The organism is Nibribacter koreensis, assembly GCF_039541795.1.
Classification (GTDB): Bacteria; Bacteroidota; Bacteroidia; order Cytophagales; family Hymenobacteraceae; genus Nibribacter; species Nibribacter koreensis.
On sequence record NZ_BAABGX010000005.1, the window covers coordinates 17,914 to 38,802 of the forward strand.

The window sequence follows — 20,889 nt, forward strand, 5'->3', positions numbered from 1 at the left end:
TATGGCACTTTTACTCTTCCCACGCCAAATAAACTCCTGAAACCATTAACTGGGCATTGCGCGTTTTCTACGGCAGTAATCAAAGAAGGCAGATAGTCATCCCTATCTCGGCCAACGTTCCATTACATGGATCCGGGAAACCACAAGACCCTTCTAACTAGAGCATGTTGTACAGGTAAAAGCACTTCAAACCGACCATTGATAGTTTTTTGTTGCAATCGGCTGACCAGCACTATACCCATTTCCACCCTTAAATTTTATATCTTGAACAACATTTGCGGAAACGTTTAGGGGATGTATGGAGTATAAGCAAAAGCCTCCCTCAGAATTCATTGACACCAATGGGTTGTATTTGAGGAGACAACCCGTATTTTTGCCCCAATGAAGTGGACCAACCTTCTTCTTGCTGTCTTCATGACCTTTGTGGCCTGTATGCCGTGCAGCGACACGTATGGTTACTCTGAGACGGCACCTAGGGCTTCCCTGGCTTCAGCACCCACTGAAAACCACCAGGAGTCGGGTGACCAATGCACGCCGCTCTGCATCTGCAGTTGCTGCGCTGGTTTCTCCCAACCGACCCCAGCCCCCCTTCAAATAGAGGCGAAGCCGGTCTTTCACAGGACGCCCCTTCTTTCCAGTTATCAGGAACGGCACCTGACCGTCCATGCCTCCATCTGGCAGCCCCCCAAAGTTTAAGCCTTATTTATTGACCGCTGGGATTAGGTAAATACCTTCTCTCGGCCATTTTCGCCTGGATTCCCGTGAGTCCCAGGCCGTCTATTTATTGGCTTAAACATAATTTCATGATTGACAATCTGATAGCTTTCTCCATCCGGAACAAGCTGATTATCGGGCTCTTCACCCTCGCCCTGGTAGTCTGGGGGCTTTTCTCCCTGAGCCGGCTTCCCATCGACGCCGTTCCGGACATCACCAACAACCAAGTGCAGATCATCACGACCTCACCCACCCTGGCGGCGCAGGAGGTCGAGCAGTTCATCACCTATCCCATAGAGATCGAGATGGCCAACGTGCCGGACCTGGTGGAGGTCCGCTCCATCTCCCGGTTCGGCCTTTCTGTGGTCACCGTGGTCTTTGAGGATGACGTGGACGTCTACCTGGCCCGCCAGATCGTGGGCGAGAAGCTCAAAAGCGCCCAGGAGCAGCTTCCTGACGGGCTAGGCACCCCTGAGATGGGCCCTGTCTCAACCGGGCTGGGGGAGATTTACCAGTACGTCCTGCACACCACCCCCAACTCCCCTAAGAGATACACCCCCACGGAACTGAGGACGATTCAGGACTGGATCGTGAAGCGGCAGTTGGCCGGCACTCCCGGCGTGGCCGAGGTCAGCAGCTTCGGCGGGATGCTGAAGCAGTACCAGGTTTCGGTGGACCCGGAAAGGCTCCGGGCATTCGACCTTTCCATCTCGGATATCTTCGGGGCGCTGGAGAAAAACAACCAGAACACCGGTGGGGCCTTTATAGAGAAGGGACCGAACGCTTATTTCATACGGGGCATCGGCCTGCTGACCAACTTTGAGGACATCAGGCAGATTGTTGTCAGGAACACAGACGGGGTCCCGTTGCTTATCCGGGACGTCGCCACCGTAGAGGAGGGCAGCGCCGTGCGCTACGGTGCCTTGACCCGAAACGGCGAGGGAGAGGTGGTAGGCGGCATCGTCATGATGCTCAAAGGCCAGAACTCCGCGCAGGTGATCGAACAGGTGAAGGCGAAGGTGGAGGGGATTCAGAAGACCCTGCCACCTGGGTTGGTGCTGGAGCCGTTCCTGGACCGCACCCGACTGGTGGACCGCGCCATCAACACCGTCAGTACAAACCTCATAGAAGGGGGGCTTATCGTGGTATTCGTCCTGGTGCTCCTGTTGGGCAACCTGCGCGCCGGCCTGGTGGTGGCCTCGGTTATCCCCCTGGCCATGCTTTTCGCCGTCTCCATGATGCAACTGTTCGGGGTGTCCGGGAATCTGATGAGCCTGGGGGCGATTGACTTCGGTTTGATCGTGGACGGCGCGGTCATCATCGTGGAGAGTATCGTGCACCGGATAGGGACCAACCGGAAATTCGCAGACATTGACCGGCTGAACCAGGGGCAGATGGATGATATTGTCCTGGATGCCACCGTCAAGATCCGCCAGTCGGCCGCTTTCGGGGAGATCATCATCCTCATCGTCTACCTGCCCATCCTGGCGCTGGTGGGGATTGAGGGCAAGATGTTCAGACCGATGGCCCAGACCGTGGGGTTCGCCATCCTGGGCGCCCTTATCCTTTCCCTGACCTACGTGCCCATGGCCTCAGCCCTTTTCCTGAGCAAGAAAACCAAGCATAAAGTTAACTTCGCCGACAGGATAATGGGCAGGCTCGAAGTGTCTTACGGGAAGCTCTTAGAGAAGGCACTCAAGATTAGAGGCCTTTTGATGGGGCTTACCCTTGGGCTGTTTCTGTTCACACTGTTTTTGTTCACAAGGATGGGAGGTGAGTTCATTCCCACCCTCGACGAGGGGGATTTTGCCATTGAGTCCTCTATCAGCGCCGGCTCCTCGCTGACCCAGAGCGTCAAGACATTCTCCCAGGCGGAGAAAATCCTGCTCACACAATTCCCCGAGGTAAAGGAGGTGGTCAGCAAAATCGGGTCCTCAGAGATACCGACGGACCCCATGCCCGTGGAAGCGGCCGATATGACCGTTATCCTGAAGGACCGGGACGAGTGGGAGTCCGCCGATAGCAGGGAGGGGCTTATGGAGAAGATGGAAGAGGCGCTTTCCATTATTCCGGGCTTGAACGCAGAGTTCTCACAGCCTATTCAGTTGCGGAGCAACGAGCTGATGACGGGGGTGAAACAGGACATCGCGGTGAAGATCTACGGTGAGGACTTGGACGTTTTGGCCCAGAAAGCCGAGGAGGCGGCTAACCTTATCCGTCCAATCGCTGGGGTGGGGGATCTGAAAGTGGAGCAGACCAAGGGTCTGCCGCAGATCCTGGTGAAATACAACCGGGGCCAGATGGCCCAGATGGGATTGAACATAGAGGACGTGAACCAAGCTCTCCGCTCCGGTTTCGCCGGCGGCGAGGCTGGGGTTATCTTTGAGGGTGAGAAGCGGTTTGACCTGGTGGTTCGATTGGGCTCGGCGAACCGGCAGAATTTCTCTGACGTGGAGAACCTGCTCATCAACCTTCCTTCAGGAGCCCAGATTCCGCTTAGACAGGTGGCTCAGGTAACGCTGGAGCAAGGGCCAAGCCAAATATCGAGGGATGACACCAAACGCCGCATCACCATCGGCATCAATGCCCGGGAGCGTGACGTGGAGAACTTGGTCAATGAAATACAGTCAACATTAGAAGCCAAGTTTAAACTACCCGTAGGCTACTATATAAGCTACGGAGGACAGTTTGAGAACCTGCAGGCGGCTGAGGCGCGTCTTTCGGTGGCGGTGCCACTGTCACTGGCGATTATCCTGATACTGTTGTTTCTGACCTTCGGCTCCTTCAGGCAGAGCCTGCTCATCTTCACGGCCATTCCCCTGGCGGCCATAGGCGGGGTGTTCGCCTTGCTGTTGCGGGGCATGCCCTTCAGTATCTCCGCCGGTATCGGGTTCATCGCCCTTTTCGGAGTGGCGGTACTGAACGGGATCGTTCTGATCGGGTATTTCAACCAGTTGAAAAAGGAGGGATGGGATGACCCGTATGCCCGCATCATGGAAGGGACGAAGGTGCGGCTGCGCCCGGTGATCATGACGGCGGCGGTCGCCTCCCTGGGCTTCCTTCCCATGGCGCTTTCCGGCTCGGCCGGAGCTGAGGTGCAGAAACCGTTGGCCACCGTGGTGATCGGGGGCCTTATCACCTCCACGCTGCTTACCCTTTTCCTGCTGCCGGTCCTATACAGTTTCGTGGAGAAAATGAAAAAGCCGGGTCTACCCTTTAGTTTTGGTGGTAAAACACTGTTATTACTGTGCGCTCTAATATTTGGAGGCACGAATTTTTCTGCTAGCGCCCAGACTACCCCTTCCATTGGAGGCACTACCACTGTAAACCAAGTGGTAGACCTAGCCCTTCGGAATAATCCCGCAGTGAGGGCAGGCACCTTGGCAGTTGAACGGCAACAGGCCCTGCGCAAGACTGGTTTTGATCTGCCCAAAACAGCCGTCACTGGCGGTTTCGGGCAGATGAACAGCGCCGCCAACGACAACTCACTGACGCTATCACAGGGCTTTTCCCTTCCAGGGGTCTACCGAAGCCAGGCCCGGCTGGCGGCGCAGCAGGTCCTTAGCGCCGAGATGCAATTAAAACAGACCAGACGGGTGGTGGTACGGGATGTTAAACTGACCTTCAGTGATTGGGCCATCCTCACCCAAAGGCAGGTCTATCTGGCGTCTCAGGACACACTTGCCCGGCAGTTTGCCCGAGCGGCTGACGTGCGCTACCGCACCGGGGAGGCTAATTATTTAGAGAAAATTGCTGCCGAAACGCAGGCCATGGAGGCCCGTACCGCCCTGGAGGCTACCCAGGCCGAAATCGTAACTGTCCGACAGCGGTTGGCCCGTTTCCTATTCATTGATGACACGCTCCAAATCCAGCCTGAGCTGAGTCCGATAGAAGTGATTCTCCCCTCAGATACCTCGTGGGTAAGTCGCCATCCAGAGATAGGTTTTTTCCAAAATGAGGTAGCCATAAGCGAAGCCCAGACAAGGGTGGAAAAAAACCGGCTGCTGCCAGAGTTTTCCATCGGGGTGACGAGCCAGACCATCCAGGGGTTCCAGAACACCTCCGGTTCGGAGCAGTACTTCGGACCGAGCAGGCGCTTCCAATCCGTGGAGGCGGGAGTGGGCATCCCTCTCGTTTCCCGAGCGCAAAAGGCCCGAGTGAAGGCTTCGGCTCTGCAGACCCGCGTCGCTGAGGCCCAGCTCCAGAATCAGCGTCTGGTTTTGGAGACAGAGTTCCAGCGGCTCAGCCAGGAATATAACAAGCACCGGAAAATGCTTCTATACTATGAGGAGAAGGCCCTTCCCCAAGCCAGCCTGCTGATTGAATATGCGACCAAGGGCTTCAGGGCGGGGGAGACGGAGTACACTGAATATATCCAGAACATCGCCCAGGCCCAGCGGATCAGGCTGCAGTACCTGGACACGCTGTCACAGTTCAACCAGGCCGCTATTCAACTTGAATATCACTTAAAAGACAATTAGAAATGTATAGATATATCAGATCAACCACTACCCTATTGCTGCTGGCCCTCTGCATTGGCGGCAGTGCCTGTCAGAAGGAAGCGAAACCCGCAGAGGAAACTGAGGAAGCCCATGCCGAAGGTGGGGCAGAGGAGGCTGTTGGGCTCACCCAAGCGCAAATGAACGCTGTAGGCATCCAGTTAGGAAAATTAGAGAATCGCCCCTTAAAGAGTGGGATCCAAGTCAATGGCATGCTCGATCTTCCCCCTCAGAATAAAGCCACCATCTCCAGCCTGACAGAGGGAATTGTACGGGAGATTTTCGTCACCCAGGGGCAGTTCGTTAAAAAAGGGCAAAAGCTTGTGAGCCTGGAGCACCCCAGTATCATCCAGTTGCAGGAAGAATACCTACAGGCTCGCAGCGCCCTGAACTATGCGCAGAAAGACTTTGAGCGGCAGAAGGAACTGTTGCGCGAGAACGTCATTGCCGCCAAGAAATTCCAATTGGCGGAAGCCGAATACCGGGGCAGGCAAACAGAAGTAGCGTCTTTGGCTAGTCGTCTTAGTCAGGTGGGCATCGCGCCCAGCCGGGTTAGGGTAGGATCACTTATCCGTTCAATCGCCGTAATATCGCCTATGCACGGCTATGTGCACCAGATCAAGGTAAACATCGGCGCCTTGGTTGAGCCGGCCAGGGAATTGTTCCAAGTGGTGGACAACCACCATATCCAGATCGAACTGCAGGTTTTCGAAAAGGACATCGCCCTAGTCAAGAACGGGCAGAAAGTCCTCTTCTCCCTGACCTCCAATCCCTCCAAGACTTATGAGGCCACCATCTTCTCCGTGGGGAAGTCCTTCGAGAACGATACCAAATCAGTGGGGGTGCACGCCCAAATCAAGGATAATCAAGAGGCCAATCTGCTTCCCGGCATGTTCGTGAGCGGCCGCATCCTGACCACTGAAGAGGCAGTGCCTGCCCTTCCGGATGAGGCCATCATCACCGAAGGGGAGTTAAAGTTTGTCTTTATTGCCACGCGTGCCACCCACTCACCTGAGTCTAAAGCTGAGAGCTCAGAAGAAGAACACGAGGGAGAACTCGCCCCGGACTGGGTTTTTACGAAGATCGGGGTCCAGACGGGGGCCTCAGATGCCGGTTATACGGAAGTGAAGCTTCTGGAGCCTTTGCCGGCCGGCGCCCAGCTGGTCACAAAGGGAGCCTACTACGTCGCGGCGCAGGCCAACAAAGGAGAAGGTGGACATGACTAGTAATTTAAAAGAAAGCCAAACCCTTTACCGATAACTGGTATGGTCCACGTTCTTCTGGATAGCCTTTTGATTAGCCTGATCCACGCCCTGATCCCCAGCCACTGGATGGCCCTGGTGGCCATAGGGCGCTCAGAGGGTTGGCCGCTGGCCACCACGCTCCGGGCCACCCTTTTGGCGGGCCTTGCCCACATCACGGGCACGCTCCTGTTGGGAGGCCTGATCGGGTACCTGGGGATTAGGCTGTCTGAGAAGTTCACGTCCTTTGCCCAGAACGCAACACCCTTGGTCCTGGTCCTGATAGGCATGTTTCTGCTGGGTATCGCCTACTCCCATTCCGATCAGGTTCCAAAGGACCAGCCGAACCTTAATAAAGCGCCTTCCGTCCGTAGCTGGTTCGCCACCATGACGGTGGCCCTGTTTTTTTCGCCCTGTTTTGAGATAAGCTCCTATTTCCTGACTGCCGGCACCCACGGGTGGAGGGGAGTCCTCCTGGTGGCGGTGGTTTTCGTCTTTGTGACGCTGCCGTTGATGTTGGGGCTTGTCGCATTGGGGTACCGGGGCTTCGGCCGCCTCAAAGGAGTGGTGCTGGAGAGGCACGGGCACGCCATCATGGGCGGTGTGCTGATCGTCTTGGGATTGGCCACCTTTTTTTATGAATAGTTAACCTATAATCGAACTCACATGTCACAGGAACTTACCGGCGGCGAAGACCGCAAATCGATTTATAACACAGCTCCCTTAACGGCCCAGAATATACCAATTGAGGAAGACAGAGACCCAAATGCAGTCAATCATGACAGCGTAGAAAAACACAGTGACCATGACGGCCATGACCATGGAGGGGAGGAATCCTCAGGGTGGAGAAGCCATTGGGCGCTTCTGCTGTCCCTGGCCGTCCTGGTGGCTATGCTCACGTTGGAATACGGCTTCGGCTATGTCCCATCCGCTCCGCTGGGCCTTGCCATTTACGGCGTCGCCTACCTGCTTGCGGGCTATAAAGTGCTGGACCTCGCCTTCCGCAAGGCTATTCGCTTCGACTTCTTCAATGAGTTCTTCCTGATGAGCGTTGCCACCTTGGGTGCCTTTGCCATCGGCTCTTACAGTGAGGGTGTGGCCGTCATGGTGTTCTACTCCATAGGGGAGTGGTTCCAGGACGCGGCTGTGAACCGCGCCAAGCGCAGTATAAAGGCGTTGCTGGACATCCGCCCCGATGAGGTCTCTGTCATCAGGAACGGAACCGCCATGGTAGTAGACCCCAAAGAGGTGCAGCTAGGGGAGACCATCCAGATGAAATCCGGGGAGAAAGTGGCCTTGGACGGTGACCTGCTCTCAGATAAGGCATCCTTCAACACCGCCGCCCTGACCGGTGAGAGCAAGCCCGACACAAAGGCGAAGGGGGAGAAAGTGTACGCGGGGATGATCAACCTCAATACCGTGGCTGAGGTCCAGGTCACCTCCCTGTTCCAGGACAGCAAGCTGAGCAGGATCTTGGAGATGGTACAGGATGCGACGGCCAGGAAGTCGCAGACCCAGCTCTTCATCTCCCGATTCGCCAAAGTCTACACACCCATCGTCTTCTTTCTGGCCCTGGCCGTGTGCGCGGTGCCTTATTTCCTCATGGACGGCTATGACTTCAATGTCTGGTTTTACCGCGCGCTGGTCTTCCTGGTGATAAGCTGTCCCTGCGCATTAGTAGTGTCCATTCCCTTGGGCTATTTCGGGGGAATAGGGCTGGCCTCCCGGAATGGGATCCTTTTCAAGGGGTCAAACTTCCTGGATGTGATGACCAGGGTCAACGCGGTGGTGATGGACAAGACCGGCACTTTGACGCACGGTGTTTTCAAGGTACAGCAGGTGGTGGCCCACGGCCTGGAGGAAAAAGAGCTTGTTTATCTGACAGCCGCCATTGAGACGCAGTCCACCCACCCGATCGCCAAAGCCATAGCGGAATTCGCCGGGGCCCCGACCAGTCAGGTGTCCAGAATTGAGCAGGTGGAGGAGATATCGGGCCACGGGCTTAAGGGCACTATTGATGGGAAGCAGGTGCTGGCGGGTAACACCAAGCTCCTGAAGAGATTCAACATCCCCTACCCGGCGGAGGTCGATAGCATCGTCAACACCATTGTGGTGGTGGCGGTGAACGGTCAGTACGCCGGGTACATCACCATTGCGGATGAGGTAAAGGAGGACGCAGTGCAGGCTATCAGGGAGATGCATGCCTTGAACATCCAGACCGTGATGCTCTCCGGAGACAAGCAGACGGTGGTGGATGAGGTGGCCAAGAAACTGGGCATTGACACTGCCTTTGGGAACCTCCTGCCGGAGGACAAGGTGGCCAAGGTGCAGGCGTTGAAGGACCAGGGCAGGCACATCGCCTTTGTGGGTGACGGCGTGAATGACGCGCCGGTGGTGGCCCTGGCTGATGCTGGGATCGCTATGGGGGGCCTGGGCAGTGACGCCACCATAGAGACCGCCGATGTGGTGATCCAGAACGATCAGCCGTCCAAGATCGTGTCAGCCATAAAGGTGGGGAAGATAACCCGCAGTATCGTCTGGCAGAACATCATCCTGGCGATGACTGTCAAGGTAATCGTGCTGGCCCTGGGTGCCGGGGGAATCGCCACCCTGTGGGAGGCCGTTATCGCCGATGTGGGCGTCGCCCTGCTAGCCATCTTGAATGCGGTGCGGATACAGCGCATGAAAGTATAGGATATCCAAAACATCTGTTTAGAATTTTAAGCCTTTCTGTACAGGGTCAAGGAGTCTATCAAGATTTTGTCATGGGATAATGGCTGTCGTTACTGTTTGGAGCGGCAGCCATTCTTGCGCTGATTCGAATAGAAACAACTTAAACAGAAAGGCGCCTAGGAATAGCATAGCCTTAACCAGATACATATTATTTATGGGTAAGACTATCTATGCTTTAGCAGGTGTTTTACCATACTAAAGCTTTTGACCTTGCAGAATAGCCCTGCTCTCATTGTGGAATATGTCCTAACAATGAAACTTACCAGCTAATAGACCATTAAAATGCTGATTACAAATAAAATCCCATTCGGCTTGCTGCTTAGCAAGATTAAGTTTGAGCTTGTCGCAATAATAGCCTATTCATCCGCAGTTGGCATCCTGGACCATCATTCTTATTTAGAGGAAACCATTGTCCCCTTGACAATCCCTACACTCTTAGGCACTTCTCTCTCTCTGCTGCTAGCTTTTAGAATCAATCAATCATACGACCGTTGGTGGGAGGCAAGGATTATATGGGGAGCGATTGTAAATGACTCAAGGTCCCTCATTAGACAGGTGAAGACCTTTGTAAGTGATCCTCAGGATGAGACCGCCATCTCTTTTGCCAGAAGACAGGCAGCCTGGTGCCATGCGCTTGGTGAAAGCCTAAGAAGACTCCCCCACTCGGCAAAGGTTAAAGAGTACTCAAGTGACTTTGAGCATCAATCGAACATTCCCAACGCCCTACTACTTAAACATTCTGAGGAAGTGAGGCAGCTTTATCAAACAGGATGGATCAACCCATTCCAGCAAATCCAAATAGACAGTACCATTACCAGACTTGTTGAGTCTATGGGAAAATGCGAACGGATAAAGAATACAATATTCCCGGGTAATTACAGCACACTGCTTCATTTCCTGATTCTGATTTTCGTCACTTTGCTACCCCTCGGCTTGACAGACTATTCTATCCTTATGGAGGTAGCCCTTACAACTCTCTTCGCAGGGATTTTCTTTTTGATTGAGAAAACCGCCATTTTCATGCAGGACCCCTTTGAGAATATGCCCACTGATACCCCAATGACTACGCTGGCTAACAACATAGAGGTTAACCTGATGCAAATGGTGTCTTGCCCGCCTCCCACCCTTACACCGCCTACCAGTTACTACCAGCTATAGCGTTGGCAAGGCTTGGGTTCCTTCATACTCTACAAGGTAGTATAAACTCTTAACGCTTTATTTGACATGGATAAATTTGATGTTACGATTATAGGCTCTGGCCCAGGTGGCTATGTGGCGGCTATACGCTGTGCCCAGCTTGGTTTCAAAACAGCCTTGGTCGAAAAGTATGACACCTTGGGCGGCACCTGCCTGAATGTGGGCTGTATCCCCTCTAAGGCCGTCCTGGACAGCTCTGAGCATTTTTATAATGCCAAGCATAAATTCCAAAGCCACGGCATCAGATTGGAAAACCTGCAACTGGATTTCCCGCAGATGCTAGCCCACAAAGATGACGTGGTGCAGAATACCGTGGCTGGGGTTGACTTCCTGATGAGGAAAAACAAGATAGAGGTAATCCAGGGCGTGGCCACCCTGCTGAGCCCAGGAAGCATCGGCGTCCATGGTACTGACGGAGTCTCCACTACCATTGAGACTAAGTATACTGTCTTGGCCACAGGTTCAAAGCCCGGTTCTCTGCCCGATATTGTAATAGACAAGAAGAGAATCATCTCCTCGACCGAGGCGCTTGTCTTACCCGAAATCCCCAAACATCTTATTGTTATAGGGGGTGGGGTGATTGGCATGGAGATTGGGTCCGTGTATGCCCGCATTGGATCAAAGGTCAGCGTGATGGAATACACAGATGCCATCATCCCTAGCATGGACAGAACTATGGGCAAAGAGCTCCAAAAGTCACTGAAGAAGCTGGGCATGGACTTCTATCTCAGCCATAAGGTCACCGGTGCCCAAAGTACGGACGTAGGGGTGACCGTGACGGCCGAGGATACTGCCGGCAAAGTGACTGCTCTGGAAGGCGACTATTGCCTGATGGCCGTGGGCCGGAAGCCCTATACTGAGGGTTTGGGACTGGAAAATGTGGGTATAAAAACCGATAAAGGCGGGCGGATTGAGGTAAATGAGTTTTTGGAGACCAGTGTGCCCGGTATCTATGCGATTGGCGATGTGGTCAAGGGGGCAATGCTTGCGCACAAGGCCTCAGAGGAAGGGGTGTTTGTAGCCGAAGTCCTGGCCGGGCAAAAACCGCACATGGACTACATGCTCATCCCAGGCATCGTCTACACCTGGCCCGAAGTGGCCAGCGTAGGGTATACTGAAGAACAGCTAAAAGCCAGTGGAAGAGCATACCGCACGGGGTCTTTCCCATTCCGGGCCAATGCCCGCGCCCGGATGAACGATGACCTGGAGGGCCAGATAAAAGTGCTGGCCGATGACCAGACCGACGAAATCCTGGGCATTCACATGATCGGCCCTCGGGTAAGTGACATCATTGGGGAAGCGGTAACAGCCATGAGCTACCGAGCCTCGGCAGAGGATATATCCCGGATGTCCCATGGGCACCCCACCTTTTATGAATCTCTTAAAGAGGCTTGCCTTGCCGTGGCTAACCGCGCCATTCATATTTGATACGTATTGAAAATTTAAACCGAAAAACGTATAAATAACAGGTTTATAGTCGTGGTGCTTTCATGGTTAGAGGATGATCCACACATCTCAAAACTAATGAAAGCACCACTTTTGTTTTATTATAATAGCCTCATGTTTTTAGCATAGCCCTGCAAGAGTTGGACCTCCGTCGTGAGGATGAACTATCCCACTTTTATCAACTTAATATCAAAGGTGCGTTTCCTGCTCTTGGTAGTCCGGAGTTTCTAATTGAATAGTAGTATGGCTAATCTTAAAGGACTTCTTAACTTGATCGTCGATGGATTTTAATACTTCATTAGCCGCCGCTGTTTCCTGCAGAACCACATGTGCACTCATAGCATTCACGCCGGAAGTCAGCGACCAGACATGCAAGTCATGCACATCGGCTACCCCTGGCAACTTTACCATTGCTTCGCGCAAGGAGCCCAGGTTGACATCGGCCGGAGTTCCCTCCAGTAAAATGCTGACTGCGTCTTTCAGGAGAATCCAAGTGCGGGGTAGTATGAACAATCCAATTCCGGCAGATAGGATAGGATCAGCATAGTACCATCCGGTGGTCCACATTATCACCCCGGCTACAATGACGCCTATTGAAGTCAGCATGTCTGAGAGAACCTCAAAGTAGGCACCTTTCATGTTCAAGCTGTCATTGGAGCCTTTCCTGAGGATATACATGCCCACCAGATTAATCACCAGTCCTATGCTGGCAATGACCAGCATAGACTTGCTTTCCACTTCGGGTGGGTTCCTGAAGCGTAGGTATGCCTCATACAAAATGTAGAGCGAGATGCCAATCAATATCACCGCATTGGCCAAAGCCGCCAGGATTTCGGCCCGGTAGTACCCGAACGTTTTCTCCGGTGTTGCTTTACGCTCGGCTAGCTTTATGGCAATCAAGGCGAAAGCCAGGCCTCCCACATCCGTTAGCATGTGGCCGGCATCCGCCAGCAAGGCCAGGCTCTTGGTCCAGATACCGCCGATGACTTCAGCAATTAAGTATAGTAAGGTAAGACCCAAAACCCATTTTAGACGGGATTTATTCTGACTACCTGGGGAAACTGCGTGGCCTTTCGACATAGACGGAAGAAGATTCAATTTATAGCGTTGGCGGTGCCCTATATAAAATAAAGCACCGCCACCTCTCCCTGTTCCAGGGGAGTAGGTCAAAAGCGCAAGGATATTGGGTTTATTTCTGGGTTATCTGCTCATGATGCGCATGACAGGCCTCAGCGCATTCTCGGCAAGCCTGTGCACACCGTTGGCAATGCTCATCCTGGTGCTTGCCGCATTCCTCAGCGCACAGGCGACAGATTTCTTCGCACAAGACCAGGTACTGATGGCCGATTGCCGATTGGCTTTGCAACAGCGCTATGGCGTGGCGGCAAGAGTCTGCGCAAGCCCGGTCCAACTGGGCACACTGGGCCATCATCCCCCCCTCAGAAAGGCAATGGGAAAAGCACATCTCGCAGGTGCTGGCACAGGCTAATAATTTTTCGATGAGTTGCTGATGGTTGTGGTTTTCCATAGTTTTTAGAGCAATTAGAATAGTATGTAAATGATACGTCGGCAGGCGGTGTAGGTTTTTCCTAAGTCCTGGCTTGTGTCAGCCTTGATTTTTAAGCGAATAGCTCTCCTTTCCTTCTAGACGCTTAGGCATTCACCCGCTACCTTCTTACTAGGATGGATAGACTGGTCAAATTCCAATAGAGTTGTAGCAGAGCTTACCCTATTGACCTGACGGATAATTTCTGCAATGGAACAATCATTATGCGCTTGGATGTTCTACCGATAGCAAACAGAACCTGCCATGACAAGAAAAACCAGCATTAAATACTTTTCATTTTTCCTCTCTGCTGTGGTAATTGCCTTCTGCACGGGATTCGCCTTTCTACAGGTGACGACTCCTTCTGGCGAACCATTAAAAGTATCCGAGACGGAGCAGGCTAATAACCCAATTAAGCCCCTTCTCTCTGCGGACCAGGTGTTTGGCCAATATATTGAAAACACCTATGCGGCGGCAGGTTTGGCGGATCAGGGCCTTTCCCTTGAGACGTTTCGGAAAGCCGTGACAGGCTATCACAACTTGATGTCAGCAAATAGGTTATCTTCGGAAAAATCCCTGATCACAATTGTGGACTTCAACCAATCCAGCAGAAACCGGCGTTTATGGGTTATTGACTTGTCCACCAACCAAGTAGTCTATAACACATGGGTGGCACATGGGCAGGGCAGTGGATTGGAATATGCCTCGACTTTCTCCAATACCGTGAATTCCTTCCAGAGCAGCCTTGGCTTTTACTTGACTGAGGACACTTATATGGGTAAAAACGGCTACTCCCTGAAACTTCAAGGTTTGGATGCCGGCTTTAATACCAATGCCCTAGACCGTTCTGTGGTGGTCCATGGGGCTCCTTATGCTTCCGAAGGCTTTATAAAAGCTACTGGCCGGCTTGGCCGGAGCCAGGGATGCCCTGCGCTTCCTACGGAACTCAACAAGCCAATCATCAATACTATCAAAGGCCGTACCTTGCTGTTTGTGGACGGCCCCTCTGACAGCTACTCTTCTGCTTACCTGGACAGCGGTCAGGCCGCAACATGCTTCGTTAATGATGAGGCGGGTAAAAACCATATCAATGCATAGAACAATATATTTTGAAATAAGCGTGCTACGATTCAGCTAAATAGTATTCGGCTCGAACTTCTAGAAAAGCTTATTATTTTTTGATTACCTAGAAATTCTTTGTTTTTGGCAATATGGATCCTGCAACTTCACTGGGCCTAAATGCTTGATAGGACCGGGAATTCCTTGCTAACGCACTGCCTATCAGCCTGCTGATGCCAGAGCACTGTCACGGTCCAGCCCTAAATACCCTCTCATCTTTTACGTAGGAACCCGCTGGTTTTCAGGTCGTATACATGCCCAATGGGCATCTGGCATAGATAGCTCTTATCCACTGACACCATTTCCATAGAACATGAAAATAAACCTATTGAATAATAAGTGTGCAGTGCTGGCTTTCGGGATATCCCTGTCCCTCTTCGCATGCAGCGGGAACACTGAGAAAGCGGAATCGACATCCGCCGCCCAAACAGAGGAACACTCCGGTTCGGGGCATGGCATGCCGGCCTCCGGGTCCAACAGGATGATGGATCTCATGCATGGGAACATGGCGGCCATGCAGAAGATGGAGATGACGGGGGACCTTGACCATGACTTCGCCAGGATGATGGCCATCCACCACGCAGGGGCCCTCTCCATGGCCCAGGAGCAGGCCGATAACGGGCAAGACACGATGCTGGTAAACATGGCTAGGAAAACCCTGGCCTCCCAAAAAGAGGAACAGGACAAGCTTCATAAATTTGTGGACAGCCACAAGCCCGTGTCCGGGGACAAGGCGGGGTCCATGAGACTACTGGGCTCAATGGAGTCTTCTATGGCGGGTATGGAGCATGCCAAAGGAGGGACTACTGACCACGATTTCGCTGCCCTGATGGGAATACACCACCAGAGCGGCATTGACATGGCGAAAGCATACCTGCCGGGCGCGAAGTCACCGGAGCTGAGGGCGATGGCGCAGAAAATCATAGTCGACCAGCAAAGGGAAAAGCAACAGATGGACACCTGGCTGGAAGAGAACAAGCAATAGAAGGCTGGCCTCTAAACCTCGTCTGTTTGAAAAAGGAGAGCCTCATGCAGAAGCTCTCCTTTTTTGTCTAATCAAGTCCGATAGCGAGTCTTATGTTCAACAGTAGGAGGTTTGTCTGTCAAAAAAGCGCTAGCGAAAAAAAGCTGCGATCTCTCGCAGCTTAATGGAGTTCCATATTATCAATCAATTCATTTAATCTGATCTCTATATTTAGTCAATTAAATATGGAGATCAGATAGATACAGAAAAGACTGAGGGGCAAAATTTATATTGAAATCCCCCTTTAGGCATTTAGGGATTTCATATCTTTTCACACTTTTGATTTCGATGGCATTAGCTTGTTCTTTGCCTGCGAAATACTCATCGAAGAAACCTTTCGTAATGCCAGACTGATGCTTGGTCCGTTGCCATAGTTCTTCTTTGTCCCCCTTCAGAATCGAGTTTATCTCAAATTCGCCAATAACTTTCTGGACAGGGGATGAAGCGTAAACAACTATAGTGGTGATAGATAAATTCTTAAAAATGCTCTTTCTGTATTCATATCGCTTTTCCCCCTCAAAGATCTTATCTGCGTACTCTGGCTTAATCGACAATAATACTTTCATTACTTTCTGACGCTTTAAGTATTGTTTCAAACTTATCCCAACTTATCTGGGTAAAGGTCCGGGGGGCATCGCCGACCCCAGCCAGCACTCCTAGGTCAATAAGTTTTGCCATGTTTGGCCTCTTTGGAAAAGAGTAGGTGTACAAGAAGTTAAGGACAAATGGTTTGTAATTGGGCTTGTAATTCCAATATTCCATTAGTTCTTTATCCGAAAGCACCGTTCTCTTCCTGCAAATTTTGATTAAATCGGCCGCACTTGCAACAGGATTGATTACGCTCTCCACTATCGCAATGGTTGTAACCACACTTTTGTGGAAGCCGCCAGTACGGTAGAAAATTATAACATCTCCCTTATCAAACTTCCTTACCGGAGAGTGGGAGATATAAGATTTGCTCAAAGCATTCCTATGTGGTTCATTCTCAACAAAATCAGCAGGTGACTCATTGTTTAAAATAGAATCGGGGAAAAGCTCAGTATGATACTCAGGGTAAATGGGCACAATAAACGCCCTGCCTTTTTTAGAAATATAAGGAAAAGAAAATTTAGGGTTGGCCAAATTAATGTGAGGAGAAAAATTCCGAACATAAACATTCTCCTCCTCCACAGCGTCAGCTGTTCTGGTGTTTTTCTTTCCCCACAGAGTGAAACCCCATTCTGCCAATAGGTCAATCAGCCTTTGCTGCTCTGGGCGCTTGGGGAAGATAGTAACGTAGATTTCATCCACTCCCCTGGAAAGAGCGTTGTCAAATATGACCTTTAGAAACCGCTCACCCAGTTTAAATCCTGTGAGTGTCACTTTGAAGGTGCCAATCTTTAGCCTTCTTTTTTTGGGGAAAGGAGGGGTTATGTCATATGGTTCTTCCTTTCCCTCCGTTTTCAGGAAAAGGAAGGCGCAAATTTTCCCATCGGCATAGCAGACGTAGGCAATGTCTTCGGCCTTTTTATCAAACCACCTATCAAAGCCGAAATAATCGCTTCGGAAGGAGTCAAAGAATTCGTCGGTAAGGTCGATATGGGCAAAATGTTCCTTTTTAACAGCCAGAACCTTGTAGTCAGTCAGCTCAGGGTGCTCTGCAAGACACTTCTCAATAAACCTCTCAATTTTGAACACACGCTCAGCAACCCCCAGTTCAGCCGCCTTTAGGTGTATTCTCTTGTCCTCTGAAATCAGAATATCCACCCGGTCTGCGTAAAGCTCGTTTAGGATATGCGAATCATTGATATCATTGGGTGTGTGGTCAAATTTTTTAGAAACCTTTGCCACGTCTGCATGGAGAGGGGCAAGAATTCTTATGAGGTTGTAAGAGCTTAGCTTGATGGCGAATGACTTCTTTACCTTTTCCTCACCGTGTCTGTTAACCTCATCAACAGATATGGGATGAATGACTTTGGTGTATTTTAACTTATCCAGCCAATTGAATAACTGGCCTATGTCCTCATTCCTTACTACGGCCGCTTCCCTATGGATAATAATATTAGTATCTAATAGTGCTCTCATTTATTATATAGGATTCTTTAATGCTATTGATTCCTTAATATTCAGATAAGAGAAGAAGTAAGTGATTAAATGATAATAAAATCCAAAAACGCTTTTCTTCCATGTAGGGCTTCCCTCCCACTTACAGAAGGGTACCACTCTCTACCACGTACGTCACAACCGGATCATGGAAAGTGACTTCTGTGAAAGTCACCTTCTTGCCCTGAAGGAAATCCTCCAGATGGTCCAAGGGGGCGATCTCCATATGGGTGGAGATGCCGTTTTCGATCCTATGGCTCCTGACGATGAATGGCTTTGATACCTGGGCGACACTGAATCTGGAGGAGGAAAGGTCCCCATAGGGTATGAGGTGCTCCGTTAGGACGGCGAAGGTGCTTTTACCCTTCGTGCTGATGTGTCGGATTCTGCCCAGGCCCGCAGCGGAGATCTCCCTGGGGTCATTCAAAGTGGCCAGCAAAGACTTTTTGCCCTCGCCGCTCCCTAGCTGCTCTAGAAGAAGAATCCCTTTTACCACACTGCGTAACTTTCTGGTATCCTGTCCTTCGATGATTTTATTTCTCAGGTCGGGTTTGGCCCGCAAGGCAATCCTATCCGAATGGAATCTTACAACACAGGGGAGATCTAGCATAGACTGGTTAACCTTTGGGATGTCAGTTGATCACAAGTTGAATGGCTGTCAAATAAAGGCTTCAATATAGGGAAGAAAGGCCGTCTAACCTATGCTTAGACGGCCTTTAGAAACAGCTGCAGGATTTTTCGCTTCAGATACTGGAGGCGACCTCAACTACCTTTTATACTTTCAGGCGATTGCCTGCCAGGTACAGGGAAGCGGACACACCATAAGTGTAACAGAGCCTTTGCAGAAAGCGGGTGAGGTAAGATTGTTCTCAGACGTGGACGAGCTCCAGCCTGAACAGCACGGAGGCGCCGTCTTGCATAACGAGGGTCGTGCTCATGGTCAGCCTCCCCTTCCCCAGCTCCTCCACCCGCCAGCTCTCCTCCTGGGTGGTCACCGGCCTCAGCGTGAGCGTGCCGGCCGAGAGCTGCCAGGTGCCGACCGTCACGGCGCCGCTGCCGGACGTCTCGGTGTAGGTGCCACCCATCCTGTAGCTTGCGCGGGTGCCGCGGACCGACGCCATCTCCGGCCGGCTAGTGACGTCCTGCCCGTTGAGGTAGACCCTGCTCACTTTCCACTCCCGCTCCGTCAGCAGCTCCTCCCTGGAAGGCTCGGGGTCCTTCTCCGTATCCCCGCAGGAGGACAGGGCCGAGGCAATGATGGTCAGCAGAAGGATCAGCATTTTTGTGGTTCTCATGTTTTTTGGTTTTTAGGTTAGATGGTCTCCCGGCAAAACCCCACCCGGAGTAGGCCGCTTGCCAAAGCTACTAAACAAGAGATAAAAACATATTATAATATGGGTATTATAATATGTTTAATACGTTAGGTAAATTATAAGGGCGCCGCTTCGGACTTTCGGGCAAAACCGAACAGGCGATATGAAGGAAGAGAAGCCGGACCCGAGGCTGGCGGCCATCGGGGAGAAGATCAAGAGACTCAGGGTAACAAAAGGCTACAGCTCCTACGAGAGCTTCGCCTTCGACCACGGGCTGCCCCGGGTGGGCTACGGCCGCCACGAGAAGGGCGCCAACCTGACCATGTCCAGCCTGCTGCGGATCCTTGACATACACGGGGTGGGCCTGGCCGAGTTCTTCTCCGACCTGGAGGGCTGAGAGGCCCTCCTCATAGGCGTCCCTACCGCTGCGACTACAGGCTCAGAGCACCTCCCCTACCGTTATTTGAAGCGCTTAATCCTATCAGCCAAAACCCAGGGTCTTCGGTGTAGCCCATGCGCAGGTGCCTCCGGGCCCGGGACGGAAAACAGAACCGAGGACGGGCCAGCAAAAAAGGGTTGCCCAGGGAGAACGGGTCATCCGAAAATGCGCCGGGCGCAGCCCCGGGCAATGGGGGAAGCCCTTTGACTGGGTTTCCAAAACCCGGCCGGGAGCCCCTTCCCGGTGGCATGGGCCCGTCGCGCCGACGCCACAAATTGTGGCGGCCTGCCCTGGAGAAAACACCGCTTGGGGAGGGCACCGGAAACGGCGCCGGGCAACTCCTTTCCCGTGGATTTCCCGGGCTTAATCCATGCAGCCAGATAAACGCCTCTAAAGGGGCCTAACCCCACTTGCATACTGATGCAAAAACGCGGCGGACGCCGTTTCCCGGCGGCTTTCCCCACCAGAAGGAAGACTTTCGGGAGCCGGGCGCGAAGCCGCCCGAAGGCAAATAGAATACCCTCAGAGAGGCTCGGATCTAGGCCCCGCCGGCTTCAGGTAAAACCCTATCCGGGAGGTTTTCCCGCCCCACTTTTTATGTGAGATCAATTTGCTATAATTGCCTGCCTGTCATTTTCCTATAACCAAAATCAACACCTGCATCATCCGTGTCCGACTTTAGGCTTTCTAAGGTTACTCCCCGACGTCTTTTCGTAACGAAACCCAGGCACAGCGAAAGAGTGACGGCTCAGTCGTCCAAATGATCTGAAAACGCGTCAGGAAGCATATCCTGCACGATTATGTGTTAGAGATTTCGATGAATGATTGGTTGCAAAATAACACCACTACTGAATCAGTTAACCGTACTGAAATCCAGTGATGAAGACCAGCACAGGTAAATTCTGTACAACATATCGATGCTTCATGTTAAAGCTCTGAATTTCAATAGTTTAAATAACATATTATATAAATTTGATTATAACATTCTGTGTCAACTGTATCAATAACCGTACTACGGTCCACCCACCGCAAAATCAGCGATCTTTAAGTTACAGCTTGTTATAAGGTTTAATTAAAGTGTAATTAGTTACTACTGGACTGTAGTACGGTCTTGATTTAGGAGTATAGACATATCCTGTGTTGTGAAAGTGCATAAACCTAAGTAAATCAGCAATATATATAGAAACCAATAAAAAGAATTAGGCTTTTTAGCCTTTTTAATTCTGCTTTATCTATTTATAATATTTTACAATAGCTGTAAATAAGTGAAGCAAAGGTAATTACAAGGATGAAACCGTACTCTAGTCCACCCATTGACCGTACTCTAGTCCAGTCCTAACCGTACTACCGTCCACCCATTACCGTTCTGTGGTCCAGTTATAACCGTATCACAGTCCTTGACCGTACTACAGTCCATTTTTTAACCGTACGGAAAAAAAAATTAGTACGGCTTTAATTATTATCTTTATGTTTGCATTGAACTCTAACACACCCAATTATGGATAAACTGCAGAAGGTATCTGATAATAGAATGGT

At 51.5% G+C, this 20,889-nt stretch carries 15 protein-coding genes and 1 pseudogene; 10 read left to right on the forward strand and 6 right to left on the reverse strand.

Features of this window, described 5'->3' with window-relative positions:
* The first annotated feature begins 803 nt into the window (after nucleotides 1-803).
* The 6 genes from ABD880_RS18990 (at nucleotide 804) to lpdA (ending at nucleotide 11,812) form a co-directional block, all read left to right on the forward strand.
* The gene (locus ABD880_RS18990; RefSeq protein WP_345169793.1) at nucleotides 804-5,195 is read left to right on the forward strand and encodes a CusA/CzcA family heavy metal efflux RND transporter; all 4,392 of its coding nucleotides are present in this window, start codon (nucleotides 804-806) and stop codon (nucleotides 5,193-5,195) included.
* A gap of 230 nt (nucleotides 5,196-5,425) precedes the next feature.
* Nucleotides 5,426-6,439, forward strand: coding sequence for an efflux RND transporter periplasmic adaptor subunit (locus tag ABD880_RS18995; protein ID WP_486348240.1), 1,014 nt, complete (start codon nucleotides 5,426-5,428; stop codon nucleotides 6,437-6,439).
* Between the two features lie 39 nt (nucleotides 6,440-6,478).
* Nucleotides 6,479-7,099 (forward strand): hypothetical protein, encoded by a 621-nt coding sequence (locus tag ABD880_RS19000; RefSeq protein WP_345169796.1) that lies wholly within the window; start codon nucleotides 6,479-6,481, stop codon nucleotides 7,097-7,099.
* Nucleotides 7,100-7,120: 21 nt separating this feature from the next.
* On the forward strand, nucleotides 7,121-9,148 hold the full coding sequence (locus tag ABD880_RS19005; protein ID WP_345169798.1) for a heavy metal translocating P-type ATPase: 2,028 nt from the start codon (nucleotides 7,121-7,123) through the stop codon (nucleotides 9,146-9,148).
* A 321-nt stretch (nucleotides 9,149-9,469) separates the two neighbouring features.
* A complete protein-coding gene (locus ABD880_RS19010; RefSeq protein WP_066506907.1) occupies nucleotides 9,470-10,345 on the forward strand; it encodes a bestrophin family protein in 876 nt (291 codons plus the stop codon).
* 66 nt (nucleotides 10,346-10,411) lie between these two features.
* The gene (lpdA, locus tag ABD880_RS19015; protein WP_345169801.1) at nucleotides 10,412-11,812 is read left to right on the forward strand and encodes a dihydrolipoyl dehydrogenase; all 1,401 of its coding nucleotides are present in this window, start codon (nucleotides 10,412-10,414) and stop codon (nucleotides 11,810-11,812) included.
* 207 nt (nucleotides 11,813-12,019) lie between these two features.
* Here the strand turns inward: lpdA and ABD880_RS19020 are convergent, their stop codons facing one another.
* Both ABD880_RS19020 and ABD880_RS19025 read right to left on the reverse strand, forming a co-directional pair.
* Nucleotides 12,020-12,910 (reverse strand): cation diffusion facilitator family transporter, encoded by an 891-nt coding sequence (locus ABD880_RS19020; RefSeq protein ID WP_066506901.1) that lies wholly within the window; start codon nucleotides 12,908-12,910, stop codon nucleotides 12,020-12,022.
* 109 nt (nucleotides 12,911-13,019) lie between these two features.
* Entirely contained in the window at nucleotides 13,020-13,358 is a 339-nt protein-coding gene (locus tag ABD880_RS19025) for a four-helix bundle copper-binding protein (RefSeq protein WP_071887791.1), read from the reverse strand.
* Nucleotides 13,359-13,640: 282 nt separating this feature from the next.
* On the opposite strand from ABD880_RS19025, the gene ABD880_RS19030 reads away from it, so the two are divergent.
* The 3 genes and pseudogenes from ABD880_RS19030 (at nucleotide 13,641) to ABD880_RS19035 (ending at nucleotide 15,480) form a co-directional block, all read left to right on the forward strand.
* Entirely contained in the window at nucleotides 13,641-14,474 is an 834-nt protein-coding gene (locus tag ABD880_RS19030) for a murein L,D-transpeptidase catalytic domain family protein (protein WP_066506896.1), read from the forward strand.
* Nucleotides 14,475-14,808: 334 nt separating this feature from the next.
* Nucleotides 14,809-14,979 (forward strand): annotated as a pseudogene (locus ABD880_RS19145) (hypothetical protein); the annotation flags it as partial.
* Nucleotides 14,980-14,988: 9 nt separating this feature from the next.
* Nucleotides 14,989-15,480: a DUF305 domain-containing protein gene (locus ABD880_RS19035; protein ID WP_486348241.1), complete on the forward strand. Its 492-nt coding sequence runs from the start codon at nucleotides 14,989-14,991 to the stop codon at nucleotides 15,478-15,480.
* A gap of 218 nt (nucleotides 15,481-15,698) precedes the next feature.
* Here the strand turns inward: ABD880_RS19035 and ABD880_RS19040 are convergent, their stop codons facing one another.
* The 4 genes from ABD880_RS19040 to ABD880_RS19055 form a co-directional block, all read right to left on the reverse strand.
* Nucleotides 15,699-16,085 carry an ASCH domain-containing protein gene (locus ABD880_RS19040; RefSeq protein ID WP_345169806.1) on the reverse strand — a complete coding sequence of 129 codons (387 nt, stop codon included), beginning with the start codon at nucleotides 16,083-16,085 and terminating at the stop codon, nucleotides 15,699-15,701.
* Nucleotides 16,063-17,583, reverse strand: a complete 1,521-nt coding sequence (locus ABD880_RS19045; RefSeq protein ID WP_345169809.1) for a PIN domain-containing protein — start codon at nucleotides 17,581-17,583, stop codon at nucleotides 16,063-16,065. Before ABD880_RS19045 ends, ABD880_RS19040 begins: the two co-directional genes overlap by 23 nt.
* A 121-nt stretch (nucleotides 17,584-17,704) precedes the next feature.
* Nucleotides 17,705-18,211, reverse strand: coding sequence for a hypothetical protein (locus tag ABD880_RS19050; RefSeq protein WP_345169811.1), 507 nt, complete (start codon nucleotides 18,209-18,211; stop codon nucleotides 17,705-17,707).
* A gap of 259 nt (nucleotides 18,212-18,470) precedes the next feature.
* A complete protein-coding gene (locus tag ABD880_RS19055; protein WP_345169813.1) occupies nucleotides 18,471-18,896 on the reverse strand; it encodes a hypothetical protein in 426 nt (141 codons plus the stop codon).
* Between the two features lie 181 nt (nucleotides 18,897-19,077).
* Here ABD880_RS19055 and ABD880_RS19060 point away from each other — a divergent pair, with 181 nt between their 5' ends.
* On the forward strand, nucleotides 19,078-19,311 hold the full coding sequence (locus ABD880_RS19060) for an XRE family transcriptional regulator (protein WP_345169814.1): 234 nt from the start codon (nucleotides 19,078-19,080) through the stop codon (nucleotides 19,309-19,311).
* Nucleotides 19,312-20,889 lie beyond the last annotated feature (1,578 nt).

Bases quoted from the DNA above. Each gene is read 5' to 3' on its own strand.
- ABD880_RS19040 (WP_345169806.1), bottom strand. From the start codon at position 16,085: ATGAAAGTATTATTGTCGATTAAGCCAGAGTACGCAGATAAGATCTTT.
- ABD880_RS19010 (WP_066506907.1), top strand. From the start codon at position 9,470: ATGCTGATTACAAATAAAATCCCATTCGGCTTGCTGCTTAGCAAGATT.
- ABD880_RS19020 (WP_066506901.1), bottom strand. From the start codon at position 12,910: ATGTCGAAAGGCCACGCAGTTTCCCCAGGTAGTCAGAATAAATCCCGT.
- ABD880_RS19055 (WP_345169813.1), bottom strand. From the start codon at position 18,896: ATGAGAACCACAAAAATGCTGATCCTTCTGCTGACCATCATTGCCTCG.
- ABD880_RS19025 (WP_071887791.1), bottom strand. From the start codon at position 13,358: ATGGAAAACCACAACCATCAGCAACTCATCGAAAAATTATTAGCCTGT.
- ABD880_RS19050 (WP_345169811.1), bottom strand. From the start codon at position 18,211: ATGCTAGATCTCCCCTGTGTTGTAAGATTCCATTCGGATAGGATTGCC.
- ABD880_RS18990 (WP_345169793.1), top strand. From the start codon at position 804: ATGATTGACAATCTGATAGCTTTCTCCATCCGGAACAAGCTGATTATC.
- ABD880_RS19035 (WP_486348241.1), top strand. From the start codon at position 14,989: ATGCATGGGAACATGGCGGCCATGCAGAAGATGGAGATGACGGGGGAC.
- ABD880_RS19045 (WP_345169809.1), bottom strand. From the start codon at position 17,583: ATGAGAGCACTATTAGATACTAATATTATTATCCATAGGGAAGCGGCC.
- lpdA (WP_345169801.1), top strand. From the start codon at position 10,412: ATGGATAAATTTGATGTTACGATTATAGGCTCTGGCCCAGGTGGCTAT.
- ABD880_RS19005 (WP_345169798.1), top strand. From the start codon at position 7,121: ATGTCACAGGAACTTACCGGCGGCGAAGACCGCAAATCGATTTATAAC.
- ABD880_RS19000 (WP_345169796.1), top strand. From the start codon at position 6,479: ATGGTCCACGTTCTTCTGGATAGCCTTTTGATTAGCCTGATCCACGCC.
- ABD880_RS19060 (WP_345169814.1), top strand. From the start codon at position 19,078: ATGAAGGAAGAGAAGCCGGACCCGAGGCTGGCGGCCATCGGGGAGAAG.
- ABD880_RS18995 (WP_486348240.1), top strand. From the start codon at position 5,426: ATGCTCGATCTTCCCCCTCAGAATAAAGCCACCATCTCCAGCCTGACA.
- ABD880_RS19030 (WP_066506896.1), top strand. From the start codon at position 13,641: ATGACAAGAAAAACCAGCATTAAATACTTTTCATTTTTCCTCTCTGCT.